The 18,713-nt window shown below is 43.8% G+C and carries 22 protein-coding genes; 14 read left to right on the top strand and 8 right to left on the bottom strand.

Annotated elements, in window-relative coordinates; genetic code table 11:
- Positions 1–152 precede the first annotated feature (152 nt).
- Positions 153–446, top strand: a complete 294-nt coding sequence (locus LX99_RS05715) for a DUF3892 domain-containing protein (protein ID WP_022832592.1) — start codon at positions 153–155, stop codon at positions 444–446.
- A gap of 5 nt (positions 447–451) precedes the next feature.
- Here LX99_RS05715 and LX99_RS05710 read toward each other — a convergent pair whose 3' ends face one another.
- Positions 452–922 carry a CYTH domain-containing protein gene (locus LX99_RS05710; protein ID WP_109607573.1) on the bottom strand — a complete coding sequence of 157 codons (471 nt, stop codon included), beginning with the start codon at positions 920–922 and terminating at the stop codon, positions 452–454.
- Between the two features lie 96 nt (positions 923–1,018).
- Here LX99_RS05710 and LX99_RS05705 point away from each other — a divergent pair, with 96 nt between their 5' ends.
- The 6 genes from LX99_RS05705 to LX99_RS05680 all read left to right on the top strand — a co-directional run bounded on the left by LX99_RS05705 (position 1,019) and on the right by LX99_RS05680 (position 8,446).
- A complete protein-coding gene (locus LX99_RS05705; RefSeq protein ID WP_109607007.1) occupies positions 1,019–1,960 on the top strand; it encodes a hypothetical protein in 942 nt (313 codons plus the stop codon).
- Positions 1,961–2,013: 53 nt separating this feature from the next.
- Positions 2,014–2,997: a hypothetical protein gene (locus tag LX99_RS05700; protein ID WP_109607006.1), complete on the top strand. Its 984-nt coding sequence runs from the start codon at positions 2,014–2,016 to the stop codon at positions 2,995–2,997.
- A 235-nt stretch (positions 2,998–3,232) separates the two neighbouring features.
- A complete protein-coding gene (locus LX99_RS05695) occupies positions 3,233–5,959 on the top strand; it encodes a hypothetical protein (protein ID WP_109607005.1) in 2,727 nt (908 codons plus the stop codon).
- A 173-nt stretch (positions 5,960–6,132) separates the two neighbouring features.
- Positions 6,133–6,537: a DUF1761 domain-containing protein gene (locus LX99_RS05690; protein WP_109607004.1), complete on the top strand. Its 405-nt coding sequence runs from the start codon at positions 6,133–6,135 to the stop codon at positions 6,535–6,537.
- 481 nt (positions 6,538–7,018) lie between these two features.
- Positions 7,019–7,882 carry an aldo/keto reductase gene (locus LX99_RS05685; protein WP_109607003.1) on the top strand — a complete coding sequence of 288 codons (864 nt, stop codon included), beginning with the start codon at positions 7,019–7,021 and terminating at the stop codon, positions 7,880–7,882.
- A 162-nt stretch (positions 7,883–8,044) separates the two neighbouring features.
- Entirely contained in the window at positions 8,045–8,446 is a 402-nt protein-coding gene (locus tag LX99_RS05680; RefSeq protein WP_109607002.1) for a hypothetical protein, read from the top strand.
- Positions 8,447–9,033: 587 nt separating this feature from the next.
- On the opposite strand, the gene LX99_RS05675 is transcribed toward LX99_RS05680, so the two are convergent.
- Positions 9,034–9,324: a YciI family protein gene (locus tag LX99_RS05675; protein ID WP_109607001.1), complete on the bottom strand. Its 291-nt coding sequence runs from the start codon at positions 9,322–9,324 to the stop codon at positions 9,034–9,036.
- A 135-nt stretch (positions 9,325–9,459) separates the two neighbouring features.
- On the opposite strand from LX99_RS05675, the gene LX99_RS05670 reads away from it, so the two are divergent.
- Both LX99_RS05670 and LX99_RS05665 read left to right on the top strand, forming a co-directional pair.
- The gene (locus LX99_RS05670) at positions 9,460–10,626 is read left to right on the top strand and encodes a galactokinase (protein WP_109607000.1); all 1,167 of its coding nucleotides are present in this window, start codon (positions 9,460–9,462) and stop codon (positions 10,624–10,626) included.
- A 112-nt stretch (positions 10,627–10,738) separates the two neighbouring features.
- Positions 10,739–11,302, top strand: a complete 564-nt coding sequence (locus LX99_RS05665; protein WP_109606999.1) for an RNA methyltransferase — start codon at positions 10,739–10,741, stop codon at positions 11,300–11,302.
- A 37-nt stretch (positions 11,303–11,339) separates the two neighbouring features.
- Here the strand turns inward: LX99_RS05665 and LX99_RS05660 are convergent, their stop codons facing one another.
- Entirely contained in the window at positions 11,340–12,044 is a 705-nt protein-coding gene (locus LX99_RS05660; protein WP_109606998.1) for a GNAT family N-acetyltransferase, read from the bottom strand.
- A gap of 147 nt (positions 12,045–12,191) precedes the next feature.
- Entirely contained in the window at positions 12,192–13,076 is an 885-nt protein-coding gene (locus tag LX99_RS05655; protein ID WP_109606997.1) for a hypothetical protein, read from the bottom strand.
- A 157-nt stretch (positions 13,077–13,233) separates the two neighbouring features.
- Between LX99_RS05655 and LX99_RS05650 the strand changes: the two genes are divergently transcribed.
- Together LX99_RS05650 and LX99_RS05645 are read left to right on the top strand one after the other, a co-directional pair.
- On the top strand, positions 13,234–13,893 hold the full coding sequence (locus LX99_RS05650) for a YdeI/OmpD-associated family protein (protein WP_109606996.1): 660 nt from the start codon (positions 13,234–13,236) through the stop codon (positions 13,891–13,893).
- A 16-nt stretch (positions 13,894–13,909) separates the two neighbouring features.
- Positions 13,910–14,674 (top strand): hypothetical protein, encoded by a 765-nt coding sequence (locus LX99_RS05645; RefSeq protein ID WP_109606995.1) that lies wholly within the window; start codon positions 13,910–13,912, stop codon positions 14,672–14,674.
- Between the two features lie 85 nt (positions 14,675–14,759).
- Here LX99_RS05645 and LX99_RS05640 read toward each other — a convergent pair whose 3' ends face one another.
- The 3 genes from LX99_RS05640 to LX99_RS05630 all read right to left on the bottom strand — a co-directional run bounded on the left by LX99_RS05640 (position 14,760) and on the right by LX99_RS05630 (position 16,726).
- Positions 14,760–14,975 carry a hypothetical protein gene (locus tag LX99_RS05640; protein ID WP_022832577.1) on the bottom strand — a complete coding sequence of 72 codons (216 nt, stop codon included), beginning with the start codon at positions 14,973–14,975 and terminating at the stop codon, positions 14,760–14,762.
- A gap of 138 nt (positions 14,976–15,113) precedes the next feature.
- Positions 15,114–15,665 carry a GNAT family N-acetyltransferase gene (locus LX99_RS05635; protein ID WP_109606994.1) on the bottom strand — a complete coding sequence of 184 codons (552 nt, stop codon included), beginning with the start codon at positions 15,663–15,665 and terminating at the stop codon, positions 15,114–15,116.
- 113 nt (positions 15,666–15,778) lie between these two features.
- Positions 15,779–16,726: a hydroxypyruvate isomerase family protein gene (locus LX99_RS05630; protein WP_031266983.1), complete on the bottom strand. Its 948-nt coding sequence runs from the start codon at positions 16,724–16,726 to the stop codon at positions 15,779–15,781.
- Positions 16,727–17,123: 397 nt separating this feature from the next.
- On the opposite strand from LX99_RS05630, the gene LX99_RS05625 reads away from it, so the two are divergent.
- From LX99_RS05625 to LX99_RS05615, 3 genes are all read left to right on the top strand, one after another.
- Complete coding sequence (locus LX99_RS05625) at positions 17,124–17,330, top strand: hypothetical protein (protein WP_109606993.1); 207 nt, start codon at positions 17,124–17,126, stop codon at positions 17,328–17,330.
- A 100-nt stretch (positions 17,331–17,430) separates the two neighbouring features.
- Positions 17,431–17,916, top strand: coding sequence for a hypothetical protein (locus LX99_RS05620; protein WP_109606992.1), 486 nt, complete (start codon positions 17,431–17,433; stop codon positions 17,914–17,916).
- A 31-nt stretch (positions 17,917–17,947) separates the two neighbouring features.
- The gene (locus LX99_RS05615) at positions 17,948–18,145 is read left to right on the top strand and encodes a hypothetical protein (RefSeq protein ID WP_022832571.1); all 198 of its coding nucleotides are present in this window, start codon (positions 17,948–17,950) and stop codon (positions 18,143–18,145) included.
- Between the two features lie 72 nt (positions 18,146–18,217).
- Here the strand turns inward: LX99_RS05615 and LX99_RS05610 are convergent, their stop codons facing one another.
- On the bottom strand, positions 18,218–18,547 hold the full coding sequence (locus LX99_RS05610) for a YbjQ family protein (RefSeq protein WP_031266981.1): 330 nt from the start codon (positions 18,545–18,547) through the stop codon (positions 18,218–18,220).
- Positions 18,548–18,713 lie beyond the last annotated feature (166 nt).

Raw genomic sequence — 18,713 nt, 5'->3', positions numbered from 1 at the left:
GTTTGCAATAAATACAAACAAACATTAAAAAGTAACAGCACTATGCGCCATAGGTAATTTTACGTATCAAAAATTGGGTGATTATACCTATTTCGGCGGTTTTGTTTTTGCGTTAATTTTATCGCACCTGATAATTTTAAACAATTACTGCCATGGCTGTACGTATAGTATGTATAAAAACCGACACCCGGCCACATAATAATCCTTACGTGGCGATAGACGCGCTGGAGTGGATCAACGAGCGCATCAATGTAAAAGGAATTACTGAACGAACCAAACTTTACGACTGGATAAAAAACGAGGACGGTGAAGCCTATATTATCGATCAGCAGGGTAACAAAACCACCCTCATCCCGGCTGTATGCCCCGACGGAAACAAATATGTAAAAACGGTTTATGACGAATCGGAACCCGACTACCTGCTGGGACTGCCTGAATGCGCCTGAAGGGTTCAGCCCCAGCTTTTAAAGGGGTTTGTGCTTAGTTTGGAGTTATAATACCGTTTGTCGCCGGTAACTTCTGTTGTTACCCATGGCGGCAACTCAAATTGCTCATCTTCGCTATCGAGCTCAATTTCGGCTACTACCAGGCCTTCGTTGTGGCCTAAAAAAACATCAACCTCCCAAAGTTTACCCGCGTAGGCGATGTTATAGCGATATTTTTCCAGTTCGGAAACGGCAAGGCTATCCAGCATCTGAGCAGCGTCGGCCACAGGGATCCTGTATTCAAACTCACTGCGGCTCATACCTGTAGTGCTACCTTTGATGGTGATATAAGCCTGATCATCTGCTACCCGAACACGGATCGTCTTATTTTCATCGCTAAAAATATAACCCTGGCGTAAATGCATCGGCCCGGGCTTTTCCAACTGCTCCCATTTTTCCTGATCTATCAAAAATTTGCGTTCTATTTCTATGGCCATGAAAAGTAGTTTAAATATTACCGCGCATCTTTTAGCATTATTTAACATTTGCGGCGCGGTAAATATCATATATTTATTCACATCTATCACTATCCCATGATAAACACCAAACCTTTTGCAAATCTCATAAGCCTGGTATTGATTTCGGCCTGCCTGGGCTGCAAGCAACGCAACATTGTGAAACACGGCGGCGAGAAAGATCTGATTTCCTTTAAACCGGTATTTGGCATCAGTTACACCGAAATAGCACGCCGATCAGAGAACGGACTTTCGTTTAACAGCGCGGGCTACCAGCTCGAACCTCAATGGAAAATGAAATTCGTATCAAACGATTCGGCAAGCATTTACAGTCCTCTGAAAAAGCGGTTCATTAATTTTCCGCTCACCCGCGGTTACGATTCTATTTTCAACACCGCCAGGACTTGGCTTAAAGTTAAAACCATGACCAAAGACAGCCTGATTCTGGAATTACTTAAAGCTTATGCCGATTCTGTAGACACGAGGGGAGCGAAGGTTTATATGACATTTTATGCTGATAATTATACGGCCAATGTTCTTCACAATAACCTCAGCAAATGCAAAACGCCTGGCTTTAAGGATACTGTTTACATAAAACGACTTGCAGATTCAGCCAACAAAAACATCGATAAAGCTTTTGCCGCGCGGCAGCCTGTTGAACTTACAAGCAGTAGCAACCGGATAACAATAGAAAAACGCTGTGCAGAACCAAGTATGCTTAATAACTTCGACACTTCAAGCGAATATATGTGGCCGGAATTTGATATAACCATTAACAAGGCTTACGCCAATTTTTACTATTCGTTTTCGATATTGGTAGACCCGAAGGGTAATATGCACTACGGCAAGCCTCTTACCGTATTTTTAGAAGAGGACCGAAAGGTAAATTACATCCATCTTTCAAAAGCTGTTATGGAAAGCTATCTCAAATTTTATCTCAATGTGAAACCAGGCAGCACCCTTGGCATTGTGCATACCAGCGAAATTGCGGTTCATGTTACCGGAAAACGGGGAGGGTAACGATATCAGCCATCTTTTAGCCATTTATCAAATTATCCATATCTTTAGCAGCAATGCTATCTATCAGTACAAAAAAATCAAAAACGGCATTAGTAGTGTCGTTATTCATATTATCAATTGTCGTTTTCGGTTGCAACAACTCGCAGTCGGGCGGTAAAAAACGACAGCTGATCTCGTTTAAAGCATACAACGGCATCAATTATTCTGAAGTGTCGCGACGCATGCGTAACGGGCTTTCATTTAATGAGTATGGCTACCAACTGGAGCCACAGTGGAAGCTTAAGTTTGTATCCGACGATTCGATAAGCATTTTCAGTCCCACCAAAAACGCCTTTATCAATTTCCCGCTTACGCGTGGCTACGATTCTATTTTTAACGCAGCCCGCTCCTGGTTAAAGGTGCGGAAAATTACTAAAGACAGTATCACGATGGAGATCCTGATCCAGAAAGGCGATTCGCTGGATGTTAAGGGCACCAAGGTATTTATGCGCTTTTTTGCCGATAATTATGTAAAAAACGTTCTGCATACCGATACATCGATATTGCGCAGGCCCAGCCACCAGGATACCCTTTTTATTAAAGCACTGAGCGCTAAAGCCAATGCCGATTATACCAAGGCCTTCGCGGCACGCCAACCGGCCAAAATAACCAGCAGGAGTCCGCTGGTAAGCGTTTCGCAACGTACCACCAGGCCCGATATCCTGAATAACTTTGATAACTCGGACGATTACCTCGATCCCACTTATGATATCGTGATTAAAAAAGCCTATAAGGATTTCTATTTTTCATTCACCATGTATATCGATGATAAGGGGCGAACCTACTATGGTTACCCGCTTGTTGGCCTTGACGATGAAGAAGCCAAAGCCGATTACATCCACACCTCAAAGGCGATAATGGAAAGCTACCTTAAACTTTACCTGAACATCAAACCGGGCTCAACGCTGGGCATAATCCACTCCAGCATGGTATCGGTACATGTAGAGGGGAAAGCGGGAAGTCCGAAGTCCGAAGTACGGAAGTCAAAAAGATTTTAGTTATTTAGTAATAGTGACTTTCCAACATATTGAAATATATACATACGCCATTTTTTAGATCGTTCCTGATTTATGGACTTTCGGACTTCCAGACTTCTGACTTCCGACTTTCTGACTTCCGACTTCGGACTTTCCGACTTAACACTTTGTAAAAAATTGTTAAATAAACATGGGGTCAAAATGCAATACAGCCTTAATGTTTATATTAGCCCCTGTAGTTCCTTAACTTAAATTGATGATTGCACGCAGATTTTTACTAACAATTTGTTTGCTTACTGCCTTTGTCGCCACCGTTTTCGCACAGCAGGATAGCATTCCCCTCACTACTATTATCGAAAAAGCAAGCAAGTTTAGCAGCAGCTTCCCCATCGAGAAAGTTTACCTCCATACGGATAAGCCTTATTATGCCGTGGGAGATACCCTTTGGTTTAAAGCTTACGTTACTATCGAAAAGCACCAGCCATCGGCACTCAGTAAAATTGTTTATGTGGATCTGATCAACAACCGCGACTCGGTAGTGGAAAGCCAGCGCATTGTAGTTAACAACGGCTTCGCCAGCGGCAGTATTGTATTTAACGGCGATACCTACAAACAGGGCGCTTACCGATTAAGGAGCTATACCAACTGGATGCGCAATTTTGATCCTGATTATTTTTATGATCATACCATTAACGTAGGCAACGCCATTGATAACCAGGTACGCACCAATATCACCTACAAAAGCTCAACCAAACGCAGCGGTGTTAAGGTTGATGCTACCATATTATACAAAGCGCCTGATAACACCCCCTACGCCAACAAAAGGGTAAACTGGCAGCTCATGAAAAACGGCGACCCGGTAACTAAAGGCCACGGCACTACCGATGATAAAGGCGTGCTGCAGGTAGATTTGCCTGAAAACCAGGCCGACGTTATAACGGGCGGCATCCTGGTAACCGGCATTGAAGTGGGCGACCGCAGAACCATCAGCAGCAGTTTTTCGCTCCGTACGGCTGTTAAGGGCTATGATGTGCAGTTTTTTCCGGAGGGCGGCCAGCTAACCAACGGGCTGCGTACCCGGGTAGCTTTTAAAGCCATAGCCTCGAGCGGCTTAGGCGTGGATGTTAAGGGTACCATAGTTGATGATAAAGGAACCGAAATAACCCAGTTTAACAGCGCGCACCTGGGGATGGGTGTATTTGCCATTACCCCCGATGTTGAGCGTTCATATAAAGCCAATATTACCTTTGCCGATGGCTCTACTGCCACCTATGCCCTGCCCCGGGTACAATCTATGGGGATAAACCTGGCCGTTTACAATAACGACCCGGCTAACCTTACGGTAAAAATTATGGCTAACGACCTGTTTTTTCAGCGTAAACAAAACAAAAGCTTTTACCTGGTGGCCCAGAGCGGGGGCGTTATTTACTATGCCGCACAAACTGTTTTAAACAGTACCAGCTACTCGGCCAATATCCCCAAAAGTAAATTCCCTACCGGCATTTTGCAGGTAACGCTGTTTTCATCGGGAGGTTACGCGCTTTGCGAACGCATTGTATTTATTCAGCGTAACGACCAGATGAACGTAACCCTTAAAACCGATAAGCCATCGTACACCACCAGGGGAAATGTTAAAATAACCGTATCGGCCAAAAACGATAACAAACCGGCCGAGGGCAGTTTTTCGGTAGCGGTGCTTGACGATACCACGGTGCCATCAAACGAAGATAACGAGTGGACCATACTAAGCCATATGCTGCTTACCTCGGATTTGAAAGGATATATTGAAAAACCCAATTATTACTTTAACAAACCTGATGACGAAAAAGCGGCCAACCTGGATATCCTGATGATGACCCAGGGATACAGGCGCTTTGATTATGAAGAGATCCTGGCAGATAAAATGCCGCCCATTTACCTGATGCCCGAGCAGGGTATTGATATTACCGGCACGCTGCGCACCAATAATGGGTTGCCGGTTGCCAAAGGTAGCCTCCGGTTACTGATCCCGGATAAAAACTTTTCGGCCGAAACGATAACGGATATGTCGGGTAATTTTAAGTTTAGCAATGTAAACGTGCCGGATACCTCCAAAATAACATTAAGCGCACGCAACAACCCCAACGGGCGTAACATGGTGATCAGCGTTAACGGCGAGGCTTACCAAAAGCTGAGCAAAAACGTCAATATTGCCGATGAGATTATCAATATCGACAGCACATTTCGCCCCTACCTGCAAAACAGCTACAAGCAATATCAAAGTTCACGTACCATTAAGGAAGTTGTGGTAAAATCCACCAAAATTGTAAAAAAAGCAAGTCATGCCGATTATGGGGGTACCTTTAGCGGGTTGCCCATGCAGGCCGACCATGAAATAACTGCGCAGCAATTGCAGGGATGCCCTATGCTGCTTAATTGCGCATCAACCCTGGCCATGGGGCTTACCTATGTTGATAATAATTTTTATGTAACCCGGAGCTATAACCAGGGCGACCGTACACCGGTACAGGTTTATGTGGGTACGATGCCGGTAGATGCCAATTTCCTGGCGAGCGTTCCTTCAAGCGAGGTTGAATCGATCGAGGTATTTTTGAATGATGGCGTTAGCGGAATTAACCGTAGTACGCAAACCAAAGGTGTTTTGATTGTTAACAAAAAGGTAGTTAAAAAACAAAAAATCACACTGGCCCAGCTACAGGAGCTTATCCCTAAACAAAACGTAATTACTTTCGCTGTGCAGGGATATACCAAAGCAAAGGAGTTTTACTCGCCTAAATATGATGTTACCAAAGCGGGCGTGCTTGGCGGCGATTTGCGGAACACGATTTACTGGAAACCCAATATTTTAACCGATAAGGCCACCGGCACGGCAACTTTCAGCTTTTTTAACAGCGATCAGCGTGGTAGTTACAGGGCAATAATTGAGGGGATAGACGCCGATGGGAATATAGGGCGGTACGTATTACACTATACCGTTAAGTAGTATAAATCAGCAATTAATACAACAAGCCCCGGCCTTTTCTACACAGGCCGGGGCTTTGTTTTTTTACGGGTATCATAAGCATTCTTCATCATTCAACTTATTTATAAAATACCTAATTGGTTTGTTTCCAAATCTTTATATTCGTTTAACGCTTATCAATTTAAACTATCATTATGAACCTTCAACTTATTAACTGGCCGGCCGTGCTTGTTGCGGCATTATCTGCTTTTTTAGTGGGCGGTATCTGGTACTCTCCCGCCTTATTTGCCAATGCCTGGATGACAGATAACAAACTTACCCGCGAAGAGCTTCGGGCTTCCAACAAAGGCAGGGCTTTCGGCTTTACGGCTTTCTTCTCGATAATTATGGCTGTAAACCTGGCCATGTTTTTAGCCGATGCCAAAACCACGTTAATACTTGGTACACTATGGGGCTTTTTAGCCGGCATCTGGACCTTCTGCGCCATAGCTATCCACAGTTTATTTGAGCTTAAAAGCTGGCGGTTGATATTGATAAACGGAGGCTATAGCATAGTTTCATTAACGCTGATGGGGCTGATACTGGGCGCCTGGAGATAACCCGAGTTACATGAATTGATATAACACGAATTTATATTGACACGAATTTTCACAAATGAGATCGAATTACACGAATATTTCGATATGAAAAACTAACTCGTATGGTTTGACCGGGGATATGACTTTTAAAATAGTTATTGCTATCTATAGAAACGGTAAAAAGAAATTTCCACACGAATTATGTGTTAAGTCGGACACAATTAAACGAATTACACGAATGGTCAACTTTATATTATTCAAGTATTCGTGTAATTCGATAATTCGTAACAATTCGTGCGAAAATTTTTAAGCCGTAAGTCTTCTGTTTTATATCCCTTTTCTATTTTGCCGGGAAAACCTGCCTAAAAATCAACATCAAAATCGTTGCTATGTCAATTTATATACTACGCTTCAAAATGACATTGGCGTTATGTACTTCATAAACAATCAGGCTGTATTTTAGTTGAAACTTATACATACGTTATTACTAAAACAAAGCACTATGGCAAACACAACAAGCTCATTTGAAAAAACATTCACTATAGGCGGCGATATTACTGTTAACCGCCTGGGCTACGGCGCTATGCGGATTACGGGGCCCGGCATCTGGGGGCCGCCAAAAGACCACAACGAATCGATCAGGGTATTGAAGCGCGCTGTTGAACTCGGCGTTAATTTTATAGATACTGCCGACAGCTACGGACCAAACGTATCAGAAGAACTGATTGCCGAAGCATTGCACCCTTACCCTGCCGATTTGCTGATAGGTACAAAAGGTGGCTTGCTACGCACCGGCCCCAACGAATGGCCTGTTGATTCATCGCCCGAACATTTGAAAGAAGCCCTTAACGGCAGCTTAAGGCGTTTGCAGGTTGAACGAATTGATTTGTACCAGCTGCACCGCATTGACCCTAAAGTGCCCGCCGAAAAATCGTTCGAATTTTTGCAGAAAGCGCAGCAGGAAGGTAAGATCAGGCATATCGGCCTGTCAGAGGTAAGTGTTGCCGATATTAAGCTGGCACAGCAATATTTTGAAGTGGTATCGGTACAAAACATGTACGCCGTTGATAACCGTAAATGGGAAGCGGAGCTGGAATACACCAACAATCATAACATCGCGTTTATCCCCTGGTTCCCGCTTGGAGGCGGAAACATACCCGGCGAAGAGATTTTGAAACGCATAGCCGCCAAACACAATGCAACGGTGCATCAAATTGCGTTAAGCTGGCTGCTCCATCATTCGCCCAATATTTTGCTCATCCCCGGCACTTCGAGTGTTAGCCACCTTGAAGAAAATATGAAAACCGCCGATATTCAATTATCAGAAGATGACATGGCAGTATTGGATAGCATTGGCGGGGCTTAAGGTTACCTCACCTCAATCCTCTCCAAAGGAAAAGACTTTAAGAACCTCACCGCGGCCCTCTCCAAAGTAGAAGGCCGCGGTGAGGTTAAATTCATTACTTTTGCCACCCCAAAAGGATGCCCCACCGGCATCCTTTTGTTATAGGATAGCGCTGTACTAAGCATGAAAACAAAAGAAGAAATACTGAATAGCTATAATACCACAGGCCAGGACGGCCTGCCCGAAATTTCGGCAGCCGACCTGCTTAACGCCATGGAAGTTTACAAACAACAATGGGCAGAAGCAGCTTTTAACGCTGCACGCAAACAGAAAAACGGAAGCTTTGAATTTGAAACTTTTAACGATTTTATTGAGAGCGAAAAACAGGCCCTACCGGTTGTTAATGATAACTTTGGTATTACCTTATCCGCAGTAGCCGATAGTATTGTAACCAACTTTTTGCCCGATGACGCTGCTGTAAATGAGTTTTCGTTTGATTTTAACCTGGAGGGAAAAGGCTTTACAGCTTTTTATACCAGGGATAAGGAAGGTTACTGGAAGATGAGCAACTGGAAGGAACAGTAACCGGCAGCTGGCAATAACTTTTCTGTAACCGCAAACCTCCGCTCAAAACCGTGCCAATGTTGATGTTATCACCACAGCCATTAACTTAAGGACAAAAGCCATTCAAAAGTTGAGGAGAAAGATATGATTCATGCCCTATGAACTACTGTGCTTAGATTCCCCGTAGGGGATACCTGTTTGTAGAAGATACAGGCAGACAGTCTTTTGCCTCGTAGAGGCTACCCTCTTCAGGACATTTATAGGCATGGTTTATAGGGGTAGCCTCTACGAGGCAAAGTGCCCTTTTATATTTATCCTACAAACGGGTAGCGCCAAACGGCGCACTGGAAAATTTGCATACGGCAGCTTAAGTTAACGACTACGGTTTTGTCATCAACAACGGCAGGGTGTTTTCACCGCACCTCTTTGTGCCAATGTTGGTGTTGTAACCAACATTATTTAGTACCCCGGTGTCTATCCTTAAAAACGAAAAGCGAGTGTCAGGTTGGTGTTAAAGCCTGTGATCCATGTTTTCACCCAAAACGGCATGAAACGGCAGGGTTTGGCAATATCTAACCGCAAACCGCCGACTCAAAACAGCCAACATATTAAATAACTGCCACCTTAAACGGTTTTACATCAATGCTTTCCCAAACATGCTGCGTGGTATATGGATCATTCTGTTTCCAGGCTTCAAGCGCTTCGTCGGTTTCAAACTGCAGCATCATGGTTGATCCTATCATATTACCCTCTTCATTAAGCATTGCGCCCGCCGCTATGAAATTGCCGCTTTCCTTAAGGGCCTTTACGCCCTCTATATGGTGCGGACGCGCGGCCATACGCCTGTTTAAAGCTTCGGCATCGGTATAGTCATAAGCGGTTATAAGGTATTGTTTCATCGTGTATCTTTGGTTGATTAACAGCTGCCAATATCAGCAACTATCCTGTTAAAATAAATTAAAAATTAAATTAACATTTATAAATGTAATTTTGACAATTTTCACAATATTTGTTTCAGAAAACCAACCTGAATAATGAAGAATAATTTGCACAAGGAATTTAACAAGATTTTTAATAAAGAAGCAGATAACGCATACTTTTCGCCGGGCCGTGTAAACCTTATCGGCGAACATATTGATTATAACGGTGGCCTTGTAATGCCTTGTGCCATCACTTTTGGCACTTACTTATTAACCGCCCCGAACGAGGATGGTATTTTCCGCTTCAGGAGCTTGAACTTCAGCGAACAGCTGGATATTCCGCTGCAATTGAATTATGAAAAAACAGGTGAAAACTGGTTTAATTTCCCCATTGGTGTAATTGACCGCTTTGTGAAAGACGGTCACCCGGTAAAGGGTTTGGATCTGCTTTTTTATGGCGATATCCCCATCGGTTCCGGCTTATCTTCTTCAGCCTCTATCGAGGTTGTTACATCATATGCGCTTAACGATTTGTTTAACAGCGGTTATAGCAAACTTGACCTCGTAAAGCTATCTAAAGACGTAGAAAACAACTTTATCGGCGTTAACTGCGGTATTATGGACCAGTTTGCCGTTGCCTTCGGCGAAAAGAACAAAGCCCTGATGCTGAATTGCGATACGCTGGATTACGAAGCGGTTGACAGCAACCTTGGTGAATATGTACTGGCTATCATCAATACCAATAAACCCCGCAAACTGGCCGAATCAAAATACAACGAACGGGTGCAGGAGTGCCAGGCTGCTTTAGCCGAATTACAACAGCAACTGGATATTAAATACCTTTGCGAAATAGACGGCGCCACTTTTGAGCAATACAAACACCTGATAACAAACCCGGTAGTGGCCAAACGCGCCAAACATGTTATTGAAGAAAACGACCGCGTAAAACTGGCCGCGAAAGCCCTTGCCGCGAACAATCTGGCCGAATTTGGCAGGTTGATGTATGCATCGCACGATTCGCTGCGCGATTTATACGAAGTTAGCGGCGTTGAACTCGACACCGTTGCCGAATACAGCAAAACCAACCCCGACGTGGCCGGTGCCCGCATGACAGGCGCAGGCTTTGGCGGTTGCGCTATTGCCCTGGTAAAAGGAGATGCCTTTGATAAATTCAGCGCTGAAGTTACCGAATACTACACACAAAAAATTGGCTACGCCCCATCGGTTTACAGCTCGCTGATTGGTGACGGCGTAGGCGTTTTGGCGGCGGTATTAAATTAGTAGCTTTTTAGTACTTTTGCCACTGGTTTATAGTTGATAGATCATGGTTCATGGCTCATTTTATACGTAACAGCTATGAACCATGAACTATTAACCATGAACCCTCAAAAAAATGCGCAAATTAAAGTTAGATGAGCTGAACCGGGCCACGGTTGATGAGTTTAAAGCACAGGATAAACTCCCGGTAGCGGTAGTATTGGATAATGTGCGGAGCATGCACAACATAGGCTCCATATTTCGCACATCTGATGGCTTTGCTGTAGAGCAGATTTGCCTTTGCGGGATCACTGCACAGCCCCCTCACCGTGAAATTGAAAAAACAGCCCTCGGCGCTACACAATCCGTTAACTGGACCTATTACGAAACCCCCCTGCAAGCCGTTGAACAACTGCGTAAAGACGGGTACCGGATTATAGCGATTGAACAGGCCGAAAACAGCACCATGCTGCACGAATTTAAACCTGCCGACGATGGTAAATACGCGCTTATTTTTGGCAATGAAGTAAACGGCGTTAGTGATGAAGTGATGCAGGTTATCGATGGCTGCATCGAAATTCCCCAGTTTGGCACCAAGCACTCGTTCAACATCGTGGTTTCAGCAGGGATCGTGTTATGGGATTTCTTTGCCAAGATGGCGATAGCCCCACCCAAACCCTCCCCGGAAGGGAGGGCTTAAAATAAAAAGTTTAATAAATAACAATAAAAAGTCTCCCCTACCGGGGGAGATTTAGAGGGGGCTCTCCCTTCCTCAACACATAAAACGACATTTCTTTCCTCGTTACAAAACCCAGCTTCCCGTACACTTTAATTGCCCGTTCATTCCCGGCTTTTACGTGTAAAAACGGGATCCCGCCAGCCTCCCTTATTCTGTGTGCCTGGTTTAATAACAGTTTGCCGGCGTAACCTCTGCCTAAATAATCGGGATGGGTGCAAACCGCGCTGATTTCGGCGTAGGGAACAGGATTTAAGCGCTGCCCCGCCATGGCTACCAGTTTATCCCCGTCAAATATTCCCCGGTAATGGCCAAACTGGATGGTGCGTTCGGCAAACGGGCCGGGGTTGGTGAGTTTGGTTAACTCAAGCATTTGCGGGATATGCCGATCATTAAGCGGTACGATATCCTCATGATCCGCCTCGGCAGGCGCCGCGGCATCCAGCACCATTTGAAGGCATTGGAGATAGGCTACGGTTTCCCACATGCCTGGAATTTCAATATCCTGCGGGGCTATAAAAATAAAATGGCTTTCAAAAGGAATGGTATCATAAAGCAGTTTGAAATGGTCCTCCGAAATTTCGGGCGAACCAATAAAGGGAGATATTTCTTTGGGAAAATAGCCCGTGTTATCATTTGCTATCGCAAAGGCCTTATTTCCTGTTTTCATGGCATGCCATGCGGGGTTATCTAACAGATAATGCATGATTAGTTTTTTAATTAACCGCGAAACTATAAAAATTGTTAGTTACTGCGGTTTAAATCACCATGGTACCTGTTAAACTAAACATGTGGTAAAATGGGGGATGATCATTTTTTATACCATCCCCCGGGATAAAGTTATAACAAACAATTAGTTCGAATTGGCGACCTGATCAAACCGAAAAATACTGCCATCCAATCTTATAATTGTTCCTACCGAATGAAAATCGCCGGAGTTTGGAGTTACCTGAGTGTAGCTGCCGGATACTGTTATTGCGGGCCCGTTTGTATATACAGTTCCGCTAAGATAAGCTACGTTACCGCTTGATATTAGCCCTTTGGTACCCTGTAAAAAATAGTGAGTTGAAGAGTTAGCCGGGTCGGGCACATCGATAAAAGTTGATGGAATGCCATATGTGGCGGCAGACGGCAAAGGATAACTAATATCGGCAAGTGCAACATGCGAACCGGTAGTTACCATAATCACTTTCCCTGTAAATATATTAACCCCTCCCGCGCTTACTGTATAGCTGTTTTTAATATATGAACTAATGAGTGGTTGCGCACCGGTTGAATTATTTTTCACCCAAGTATTCACAGCTTTTAAGTAAGTTTCCATATCATTATGAAGCGCAGTTACATCTGTATAGCTAAAAAGCGTTTGCGAAACTTCAAATACATTAGCATCCGGCCCCAGGTTCTGGTACTCTATGGTGGCAAAGTTTTCACCATACATTCCCTGGCCATAAGCAGGAATACCATTTACCAGAACCGGATACTTAGCCTGGTTATAAACCGGAGGACCAATCAGGTAAATACTTGAACCCTTGAAATCTGCATGATAAGTGTCAAAATTTTCACCAGGTTTGCGCGGGACAATCTCCATATCAACATACGTAGGTGCGGTAGACGTATTCGTTTTTACGATGTTGCCTGAAGAAACCGGCAAGTTGTTTGTTTTAGCTAATTCTTTTGTACAGGAAGCTAAACCGGCAATCAGACAGATTGCTCCGAAAAGGAATAATTTTTTTGTCATAAAGTTTAAATTTCTTCCAAGTTAAATATAGTTTTCGTTCAAACAAACAGCGTAATGTCATAATGGTAAATAGCAATGACACATCCTAAACTATTGTTACCTAAATTAGGCTTCCCCATATCATTACATTAAATTAGCCTTCTATAAACCCATCACTATGAACGCCCTTGCCAAAAAATTACAGGTTAAGCCAAATTCACGCTGGCTAATTTTGAACGCGCCTGCAGGATACCCTGATAGCCTGTTACCTTTACCCGAGGGGGCGGAACTTACTTTTAACGCCGAAGGCGGCTTTAACGGCCTGCAGCTTTTTGTTACCGCGAGCGAACAATTAACCGCCGAGCTTAAGGTAATTACGCCGCTGCTTAAACCGGATACCGTTTTCTGGATCATTTATCCCAAAAAAAATTCGGGCATTAAAACCGACCTCGAAATGATGAGCAGTTGGGACGAACCTGCACAATATGGTTTACGCCCGGTAGCATCGGCCGCTGTAAACGAAACCTGGACGGCTTTGCGCTTTAAACCCGTGGAAGCTGTAAAAGTATCAGAAGGGCGAAACGAAGCTGTGCGCAGCAACGAATTCAGCGCTTATATTGATGTGGATCATAAAGTGGTGACGCTGCCCGGTTTTATTAAAGAAGCGCTTGAGCAATATCCCGAAACCTTAAGTTATTTTCAGTCGCTGGCGTACAGTCATAAAAAGGAATACGTATTATGGGTTTTGACCGCCAAACAGGAAAAAACCAGGCAGGACAGGCTGTTAAAAATGATAGAGCTGCTGCAGCATAAAAAGAAAAATCCGTCGGATAAGTAACCTTGATTTAAATAAAATGCGATACGGATTTAGTGATATCACTATTTACCAAAGTGATAAAGATATTGAAAACAGCGATTTCAGTAACCGGAACGCGCTTATCTCCACCCTATACATTGATTTTCTGGAGGGTTACAAGCCCAAAGGTGTTACCAGGATCAGCGTTCAAATTGATACTGAAGATGAAGTAAGAACAAAATTTGGCAGTATTTTACATGTTGCCGTTAAATTTAATAAAGAAGGATACCTGAATGGCACACAGGAAGAACGAAATTTGATCATTTTAGATACCATTCACCGTGCAGCGATGTTAGGTGCAGAAAAGATTGAATGGGATAAAAATGTACTTGAACAGGCCTATAACCGGGTACTTTCCGGCGGATTTATATACAGAAAAGAAACCTCGAAAAAAACCGCCCAAAACAAACAGTATCAAGCTTCACTGCTTGTTGAAAAAAACGGTAATTCGACCATCATTTCGGCAATTTTTTACGGGATGGATGGTCAACAATTAAAAACGGTAAAACTGATCGAAACTTTCCATGATTCTATATCTTTTAGCCAATTATTGAAAAACAACAAATGGTTTAATGACCATGAATTTGGGATACACCTGGCTAAGGGACAAATACAGATCAAAGCATCGTACGACAAACAGAACCCTGAAACAGTTTTTAGCCCGGTCGATATACCTATTGAAGAATTAGAAGGCTACCTTCGACGTATAACCTATCGTACCTTTGCCAACCATTTTGAATATGTAGAATGGGCAAATAAATGATCAGGTAATTAAAAAGGCTCTCCCCTTAAAAGCAAAAACGCCCTGTGTTTTACCAACACAAGGCGTTTTTTATGTTTCGGGTTATTTACCAACCTGAACCTTTTTTTGCATTGCCTTTTTTGATATGTTCTTCGGCAGCAGCTTTGCCCATAATGGCAGCCATCTTGTTACCCTCGCTGTCTTTTCCCGTAGCGATATATCTGCCCGATTTTACGTCGATAACCGGATCGATCATAGGTACATTTTTAGTTTTTGTTTTTACTGAGTACGCGGTAATACCGCTTGCTTTTTCTGTTGCCATGATAAGTTTCTTTTATTTGTTAATGTTAACCCCGTTTAAACAGAATTGTTTGCAGGGGGGATATATAATTGGTTTTATGTAAACATGCAATATTTTTTCTTAATTAAAAAACCCTGTGTAAATAAGTTGTTACCCAATTTAATGTTTTGTTAACAATGAAAAGATCATCGTATCGGCAAAATGATCTTTATGCCAGTGATCTTCCCTGAAATGCGCTTCCTTAACAAAGCCATTTTTTAACAACAGGTTTACGGAACCCGCGTTTTCAGGCTGTACATTTGCCTGCACCGAATGCAGCCCGATCACTTCAAAACCATAGCGGATCACCGCTTCAACGGCTTCCTGCATCAAGCCCTTTCCCTGGTAAGCCGGGTTTAAAAGATACCCGATCTCGGCACGGTGATTATTTTTTTCAATCCGCCAAAAACCTATGCTGCCAATATATTTATTGCTGTTTTTGAGGCAGATACACCAGGTTATGCCGTCGTTACCTTCCAGCAATTTATCAATTACATCTATCAGCGCAACGGCGTCGTCCAGGGTTTTACAGATGGGCCGGGCAATGTATTTCATTACCTCTTCGTTTGCCCGCATTTCAAATAAATCGGCCGCGTCATCCTGCGTAAAACGCCGCAGTAACAGGCGTTCGGTTGTTAAAACAGGGAAAGGCGTAAAAACAGGATTCAGCATAGTTATAAAATAAAAAAGAGTATGGGTTAAAACAGTCCTCATCTACCAAAAAACAGCAGATTACGTACAGAACCGTGTTTAGAGCGATATTTTAGCTTTCCGGTGTTATTCGGTTACATAAAACTATCCGCTTCGCGGTAAGCCTTTATTAAGGCCAGTTCGCCCTCTTTACCCGCGCCTGCTGTGCCATGTTCCATCCCTACTACACCCTTATAACCTTTGCTATAGATGTGTTTAAAAATGTTTTTATAATTCATTTCGCCGGTGCCCGGTTCTTTACGCCCGGGGTTATCACCTACCTGGTAATAGCCAATCTCATCAAACACTAAATCGAGCGTTGGGATAATATTACCCTGGTTACGCTGCACGTGGTACATATCATACAATATTTTGCACGATGGGCTGCCCACCGCCTTACAAATGGCGTAAGCCTGGTCGGGGGTGCGCAAAAACAAATCGGGGTTATCGCTTAGCGGTTCAAGCACCATAATAATGCCGTGCGGCTCTAAAACAGCGGTTCCCTTTTTTATCGCTTCAATTACATTACCGGTTTGCACGCCTATGGGCAGGTTGCGCGCAAAATCGCCGGGTACAACCGTTACCAGTTTACTGCCCACGCGCTTGGCTACCTCAACAGCCTCCCTGCACGATGCTATGAATTTCTCAACCTGGTCGGCTTTACCGGTCGCCAGCATATTACTGTCGTTACCCAAACCCGGCTGCACAAATACCCCCATGGCCATGCCCAGCCTTGCTAAAGTTTCGCCAATTTTTTTCTGCTGATCAGCCGGGCGACCGCTCATACCGTTATCCTCTATAGCCCGGAAGCCTTTATCATAGGCAAATTTTATCTGGTCGATAAAATCATCGCCGGCATGGCTTTTAAACATACCATCATGAATACCGTAATTCAGGTTAAAAGGCTTATCGCCGGTTGCAACGGCGGCTGCGTTTTTACCCGGATCGGCGCATCCGGTTAAGGTAGCGGCTTTTAAAACACCGGTGGTTAGTAACGAGGCGCCCGCCAGTACCGAGCCTTGAACAAAGTTTCTGCGTTTCATGAGGTTAGTTGATTTGGTTTGCGGGTTAAAGTTAAAATATTTAGAAACGAATGCCACGTTTGGTGCCTATAATAAATTCACCTCACACCGGCCCTCTCCAAAGTTAAGGGAGTACCTCACCTAAGTCCTCTCCCCTGGAGAGGATTTAGGTGAGGTTTTAAAAACCGGCTCTTTTTTGTATATTTGCAGCCAAACGGAAAAATAAAGCTATCCCAGTTCGCCGCTTCCCGCTATTTTGATCCTGATCTGTTGTATTCCACGCTGATACCGTTGCTGCCCGGAACATAAAATTAAAGGTCACCTTCATCCTCTATTAAAACAAGCCTTTGGTTTGTTTAGCCGGATTATCACCAGCGTTGCTGATAGCATATTGTATAACTTAACTGATTGATAATTAATGGCTAAATCGCAAGCGACATTCATGAAAAAACAACTGGAGAAAAACCGCCAGAAAAAAAAGGAAGATAAAGAACAACGCAAACAGGAACGCAAACAAAATCCCGGAGGCAGCGACCTGGAAAATATGATGGCCTACGTGAATGAATTTGGGGAGATTGTTTCAACACCTCCCGAAAAAAAACAAAACCCATCTGAAGATAAATAACACCAAAGCCGCTACCGCGGCTTTAATTTTTTGTGCAAAAATCATAAATTGAACCTTTTGTAGTTTTATTTGTAAATAGTAAAAAGCAAAATTTACATTTATGAAATTTCAATTAGGCTTTATTGCCTGCATGGCCCTGGCCATGGCCTCATGCGCGGGGAATAGCGGCGATAAAAAAGGAGATTCGGCGCTAACTAAAAGTGATACCGCCCTGGCTAACGCCCCCGACGCGCCGCCCGTAAACATGGAGTACTGCTTTTATACCACCGATGGCACGACAGCCCAGGACACCACCGAAGTAAACCTGCGCATTAACGGAAATGATGTTACCGGCGACATGAACTGGCTACCCAAGGAAAAAGACGCGCGCAGGGGCAGCCTTACAGGTAAACTGAACGACAACGTTATTAAAGCCCTGTGGACCTATAACCAGGAGGGAAGCAAAGATACATTGAGCGTAGAATTCCAGTTGAGGGGCAACCAACTGGCACAAAAACCCTATAAATACGATACCCAAACGGGTAAACCGCAAACTGATAACGCTGCCGGGTACAACGTAATTTACAACATGAAAAATTGTAAGTAATTGGTAAATTAGCCCGTAAAAAAGCTAAACAATGAAAGAACGTGAAACCAGCATATTGTACCTGTTTCTGGGTTTATACTCGCTCATGGTAAGCTGGTATTATAACCACAGCATAATTTTACTGATCATCCACTATATTTTTTGGCCTATTTACCTGATCTATGAGCTATTGATAGGTCACCTGGCCCACGGCATGTGGAAAACCATACCGCTTTCATATTTCAAATAACAATAGCTTAAAGGCGCCGAAAACAACTGCTAAACAAACAAGGAGCTTCGTGAAGCTCCTTGTTTGTTTATATTAAATCTTTTCAACCACAACCGCCGTACCGTAAGCCAGCACCTCGGTAATACCCTGCATCACCTCGTTGGCATCGTAGCGCATATTGATGATACCGTTAGCGCCGAGGGCCTGCGCATGCTGGATGAGCAACTGGTAGGCCTCTTCGCGGGCGTTTTCGCAAAGCTCAACGTAAATAGAAAGTCTGCCGCCAAACAACGATTGAAAGCCGCCTGCTATATTGCCCAGCGCGCTGCGGCTGCGAACCGTAATGCCACGTACGACGCCTAAATGCCTGGTAACTTTATACCCCTCTAAAGATGTACTTGTTGTAATTAATGAAGTGTCCATTTTAGTCTGTTTGTGTTTTGAGTGATTTTAATTTAGATGTTGTAAGGTTAACGATATTACAGGTAGACTGTTTTATTTTTTTGTTAACCCCACCCAATCCTTCCCCGTAAGGAAGGGCTTTTAAAAGTCTCCCCTGCCGGGGGAGATTTAGAGGGGGCTATTTGCT

Origin of the sequence: Mucilaginibacter oryzae (assembly GCF_003148845.1) — a bacterium.
Classification (GTDB): domain Bacteria; phylum Bacteroidota; class Bacteroidia; order Sphingobacteriales; family Sphingobacteriaceae; genus Mucilaginibacter; species Mucilaginibacter oryzae.
This window is presented reverse-complemented; position numbering and strand designations above follow the sequence as displayed.

What these genes read in the sequence shown, in the direction of transcription:
- LX99_RS05715 (WP_022832592.1), top strand. Translation starts at nt 153, where the DNA reads ATGGCTGTACGTATAGTATGTATAAAAACCGACACCCGGCCACATAAT.
- LX99_RS05710 (WP_109607573.1), bottom strand. Translation starts at nt 922, where the DNA reads ATGGCCATAGAAATAGAACGCAAATTTTTGATAGATCAGGAAAAATGG.
- LX99_RS05705 (WP_109607007.1), top strand. Translation starts at nt 1,019, where the DNA reads ATGATAAACACCAAACCTTTTGCAAATCTCATAAGCCTGGTATTGATT.
- LX99_RS05700 (WP_109607006.1), top strand. Translation starts at nt 2,014, where the DNA reads ATGCTATCTATCAGTACAAAAAAATCAAAAACGGCATTAGTAGTGTCG.
- LX99_RS05695 (WP_109607005.1), top strand. Translation starts at nt 3,233, where the DNA reads ATGATTGCACGCAGATTTTTACTAACAATTTGTTTGCTTACTGCCTTT.
- LX99_RS05690 (WP_109607004.1), top strand. Translation starts at nt 6,133, where the DNA reads ATGAACCTTCAACTTATTAACTGGCCGGCCGTGCTTGTTGCGGCATTA.
- LX99_RS05685 (WP_109607003.1), top strand. Translation starts at nt 7,019, where the DNA reads ATGGCAAACACAACAAGCTCATTTGAAAAAACATTCACTATAGGCGGC.
- LX99_RS05680 (WP_109607002.1), top strand. Translation starts at nt 8,045, where the DNA reads ATGAAAACAAAAGAAGAAATACTGAATAGCTATAATACCACAGGCCAG.
- LX99_RS05675 (WP_109607001.1), bottom strand. Translation starts at nt 9,324, where the DNA reads ATGAAACAATACCTTATAACCGCTTATGACTATACCGATGCCGAAGCT.
- LX99_RS05670 (WP_109607000.1), top strand. Translation starts at nt 9,460, where the DNA reads ATGAAGAATAATTTGCACAAGGAATTTAACAAGATTTTTAATAAAGAA.
- LX99_RS05665 (WP_109606999.1), top strand. Translation starts at nt 10,739, where the DNA reads ATGCGCAAATTAAAGTTAGATGAGCTGAACCGGGCCACGGTTGATGAG.
- LX99_RS05660 (WP_109606998.1), bottom strand. Translation starts at nt 12,044, where the DNA reads ATGCATTATCTGTTAGATAACCCCGCATGGCATGCCATGAAAACAGGA.
- LX99_RS05655 (WP_109606997.1), bottom strand. Translation starts at nt 13,076, where the DNA reads ATGACAAAAAAATTATTCCTTTTCGGAGCAATCTGTCTGATTGCCGGT.
- LX99_RS05650 (WP_109606996.1), top strand. Translation starts at nt 13,234, where the DNA reads ATGAACGCCCTTGCCAAAAAATTACAGGTTAAGCCAAATTCACGCTGG.
- LX99_RS05645 (WP_109606995.1), top strand. Translation starts at nt 13,910, where the DNA reads ATGCGATACGGATTTAGTGATATCACTATTTACCAAAGTGATAAAGAT.
- LX99_RS05640 (WP_022832577.1), bottom strand. Translation starts at nt 14,975, where the DNA reads ATGGCAACAGAAAAAGCAAGCGGTATTACCGCGTACTCAGTAAAAACA.
- LX99_RS05635 (WP_109606994.1), bottom strand. Translation starts at nt 15,665, where the DNA reads ATGCTGAATCCTGTTTTTACGCCTTTCCCTGTTTTAACAACCGAACGC.
- LX99_RS05630 (WP_031266983.1), bottom strand. Translation starts at nt 16,726, where the DNA reads ATGAAACGCAGAAACTTTGTTCAAGGCTCGGTACTGGCGGGCGCCTCG.
- LX99_RS05625 (WP_109606993.1), top strand. Translation starts at nt 17,124, where the DNA reads ATGGCTAAATCGCAAGCGACATTCATGAAAAAACAACTGGAGAAAAAC.
- LX99_RS05620 (WP_109606992.1), top strand. Translation starts at nt 17,431, where the DNA reads ATGAAATTTCAATTAGGCTTTATTGCCTGCATGGCCCTGGCCATGGCC.
- LX99_RS05615 (WP_022832571.1), top strand. Translation starts at nt 17,948, where the DNA reads ATGAAAGAACGTGAAACCAGCATATTGTACCTGTTTCTGGGTTTATAC.
- LX99_RS05610 (WP_031266981.1), bottom strand. Translation starts at nt 18,547, where the DNA reads ATGGACACTTCATTAATTACAACAAGTACATCTTTAGAGGGGTATAAA.